Source organism: Streptomyces sp. WM4235 (assembly GCF_001279725.1).
In the GTDB taxonomy this organism is placed as follows: Bacteria; Actinomycetota; Actinomycetes; order Streptomycetales; family Streptomycetaceae; genus Streptomyces.
In genome coordinates this window covers 1-3,613 of the sequence record NZ_LGDE01000117.1, presented here as the reverse complement: position 1 = coordinate 3,613, position 3,613 = coordinate 1, and the positions used below count along the sequence as shown (strand labels likewise).

Annotated in this window: 3 protein-coding genes and 1 pseudogene; all 4 read left to right on the top strand. The window is 64.5% G+C overall.

Features of this window, described 5'->3' with window-relative positions; translation table 11 throughout:
• On the top strand, positions 1 to 549 hold a 549-nt coding region (locus ADK55_RS12185), incomplete at its 5' end, for an IS3 family transposase (RefSeq protein WP_107089169.1).
• Positions 550 to 1,263: 714 nt separating this feature from the next.
• A pseudogene (locus ADK55_RS40705) lies at positions 1,264 to 1,419 on the top strand (zinc-binding dehydrogenase); the annotation flags it as partial.
• A 429-nt stretch (positions 1,420 to 1,848) separates the two neighbouring features.
• On the top strand, positions 1,849 to 2,682 hold the full coding sequence (locus tag ADK55_RS12175) for a hypothetical protein (RefSeq protein ID WP_234350013.1): 834 nt from the start codon (positions 1,849 to 1,851) through the stop codon (positions 2,680 to 2,682).
• Positions 2,683 to 2,772: 90 nt separating this feature from the next.
• Positions 2,773 to 3,147, top strand: coding sequence for a beta/gamma crystallin domain-containing protein (locus ADK55_RS36285; protein ID WP_078998825.1), 375 nt, complete (start codon positions 2,773 to 2,775; stop codon positions 3,145 to 3,147).
• Positions 3,148 to 3,613 lie beyond the last annotated feature (466 nt).

The window sequence follows — 3,613 nt, the reverse complement described above, 5'->3', positions numbered from 1 at the left end:
GACCTGGTCGAGCGCGACTTCACCGCACCCGGGCCGAACCGGCTGTGGGTCACCGACCTGACCATGATCCCGACCGGCGAGGGCCCGTTGTGGCTGTCCGCGATCCGCGACGCGTTCTCGCGCCGGGTCGTGGCCTGGGAAACCTCCGCCCGCGCCGACGCCGACCTGGTCCTGACCACCCTCGAGTACGCCCTCGCGTCCCGTGATCCCATCGCCGGCGAGCTCATTCACCACGCGGACCACGGCTGCCAATACACGTCCGTGAAACTCACAACACGCCTGCTCAGAGCCGGTATCCAAGCGTCGATGGGATCCGTCGGCGACTCGTTCGACAACGCCTTGGCGGAGAATCTGTGGATGTTGGTCAAGACCGAGTGCGTCCGCGGCCGCGTCTTCGCCACACGCGCCGAGGCGAACCTCGCGCTCTTCAACTACATCGACGGCTTCTACAACCCCCGCCGCATCCAGAAGCGGCTCGGCTACCTCAGCCCGATCGAGTTCGAGGAGAAGACTACGCCAACCAGGCAGCGACCGATCAAGCGAACCTGAAACCACGTAACCCCGCCCTGACCAGCTAGTCAGCACCTCCCGCACAGCGGGGGAACCTCAGGTGGACGCACTGACTGTGGTCATGCTTTCAATCCTTTCCAGAGTGTACGAGCCCAGGAGCCATGCGTTGCCAGGCTGGGCAGGCCGGAATGAATATCCCAGTTGGTCCTCACGCCGCGTCGTGCGCCTCGCCCAGCAACTGGTATTTGACGCGATTACAGCGCTATTTGGCTTGGCCAGCAGCTGGCGGTGGAGCACCGCGAGTTAGCCGATTCCTTACGCCAGACTGCCCAGTAGCCACGCGCAGGCCTCCGACGGAGGTGGCCTGTCCGTCTAGGGGCACAGCTGCCCTCAGGACTCCTCGGGGTCGGGGCTCCAGGTCGGCTCGCCGCAGGAACTTCAGAAGGTCGCCGGGATTTCCGAACGTGAGAGCGTTCGGTTGGGCTTTAAGCTGGGGTGATGCGTTGCGTGAGTGTTCGGGACGTAGAAATCCCCGAAGCTCGGCGCTTCGGGGCGGCGCGGTTCCGTCAGGTGCGCTTGGCCGGCTGGGCAGGGGCGTTGAGGCTGCCCTTGAGGACCTGGCCGGCCCTGAAGAAGACGTTGCTGCGCGCCTCGATGTCGGTGGTCTCGCCGAATCACGGCATCGATCACCGACGCGGTTGCGCGCGAGGAGACCGTGCCGGTCCACACCGGAACCCGCCGTGGAGGATCTGTTCAACGCCAGGCGTCCTGGAACGGATCGCCGGCGCGATCGGTTCCGGCGCGATCGCGGTGCCGATCGCGGCGACCTTTCCGGTCGAGCGGATCCGCGAAGCCGTGACGACGCAGGCCGAGAGGCATGTTCACGGAAAGATCGTGATCGCACTGTGAATCGGCACGCGCGTTCAGCCACTTGCTCAGCCTGGCGCAACCACTCCACGCTGAGCGACGGCTCGGACGGCGCATCACAACAGGACCTCCGGGTCCTCGCGCTCCTTCTTGGCGCTGACGTTCCATCGAGGTGGCGCCGGGGTTCAAGCTTAGGCAGGCATGGTCCTTCTACGCTGTAGGAGCTGACGCCCGGGCAGCGGCGCAACGTGCGGCATAGGCGAGGGGGAAGTGCTGAAAGCCCCTTCGGCGAGCGCTCGGTGATCCTGAAACTGCAATGCCACACCAGAATGAGCTGGCAGCTCAGACCTCTGTTTAACACAGCACTTCGCCTCTATTCTCAGAAAGGTTAAGGCCAGCATGAGATCCGTCCGAGTCGCCCCTGCCGAACAGCGGGGCCCAAGGCCCGTGGCGGGCGTGGCCTGTGCTGCGGTGATCGCCGCCCTGCTGGCCACCGGCTGCTCCGCAAGCCTCGCCAGCAGTGCGGCATATGCGACACCGCCGGCCATCGCGGCCACTTCGACAGCGCCCGCCACCGGATACGACGGACTGATAGGCCTCCCGTTGTCCGCCTACGGCACCTCCGAGCAGGACGACGTCCTGCTGGACCGGACAAACGAGGCGCTGATCACCCGCTGCATGCAAAGCCGGGGATACACAAGCTATGCAGGCCAGAAAGAGACCCAGACCGCCGCGAAGACAAAAAGGGAAAAAGAAGCGATCCGACCGGCAGGTGCGTGGGGCTACATCGGCAGTGCGACCGCCAAGCGCATCGGTTTCCACGTCGGAGTTCCCCTTTCAGCCACCGAAGGCCCGACCGGCCAGGAATTGGAGGACTACAAGGCCTGCTGCGACAAGGCGGACAAGCAAGTTCCGTCTCTCGCCGGCATGCAGGGGTGGAAGCTCACCCAGGACCTGTTCGGGCAGTCGTTCCAGCAGGCGTCCGCGGACAGCCGGGTCGGCGCCGCGCGTGAACGCTGGTCGGCCTGCATGAAAGCGGCGGGACACCCGGCCGATGATCCCGAGAAGCTGGCCAACGGCTTCCTGAACGCCGAGAAGGCGACCGCGAAGGAGATCGCCGCGGCCACGGCCGACGAGTCCTGCACGCGGTCATCGAATCTGGCCGCCGTCTACTTCGCCGTCCTCACCGGATACCAGCAGCAGCTCATATCCGCCAACGCCAAAGTCCTGACCGGCTACAAGGAACAGGTTCAGGCTCAGGTCGACCGGGCCACACATCTCCTGGCCGCGCCTGACGCGACCTGAACCAGAGCCTCACGCCTCGACTCCGGACGGCACTGTGCCAGACCGCACCACCGTCCGGCCCCTCAGTACGACACGAAAAGGAGAAAATGCATGAACCAAAGAGCCAAACGGGTGGCCCTGTCCGCCCTGACAACCGTCATGGCGGCGGCATCACTCACCGTTGCCACCACACCGCAGGCGTCCGCGATCGACAATGTACCGTGCAGCACAGGCGAGTTCCTGTGGGTCCACGTCAACCTACCCTACCGCGACAATTCCGACGAAACATGGTGTTACGCCAACGCCGGAGCGCAAGACTTTTCGAAGCAGTGGTGGGTCACACGGATCTCGACTGGCAACAACCGCGTCCAGTATCGAGATGGGAACGATAGGTGGGCGCCCGATGGATCGATCAACAAGTGGACCGTCTACCACTGGCCGTGGGACCCCAAGGGGGTCCACATCAGGGGGATCCGGATCCATTGAACCGCCCCGGGATCGGTGGAGGCTCCTTGCATTGACTCCAGCTGCCGATTGGGACTGGTGTTGAGCGTAGTCGGATAGCTCGGGCCGACCTCCGTAACCATGCGCACCGCACACTCGCGAAGCTCAGGAGGGTAGGGGGACGGCCGTGCCATGACTTGATCCTCTCAGGGAATCGAGCCTCCATCAGACCCGGAGTGATTCACCACTGAACCACCGGTGATATCGCGGACGGCGGTCCTGTCCGATCGCCGTCCCCGATGCGCGAGGCCACTGGCCAAGGCCCTCAAGGATCGATGAACCGCAGGCCCCGCTGGCGTGTAAGCGAGCAAAGTCGGAGCCTCCAGTGCTGGGGAAGCACGGCCTCCTACTAAGACCGTGTCCTATGTGGTGAGGCGTCGTTGATGTCGGTATGGGGCGGGGTACTTGGAGTTGGATTGTTCCGGACGGCCTGTGGGAGATCGCGGAG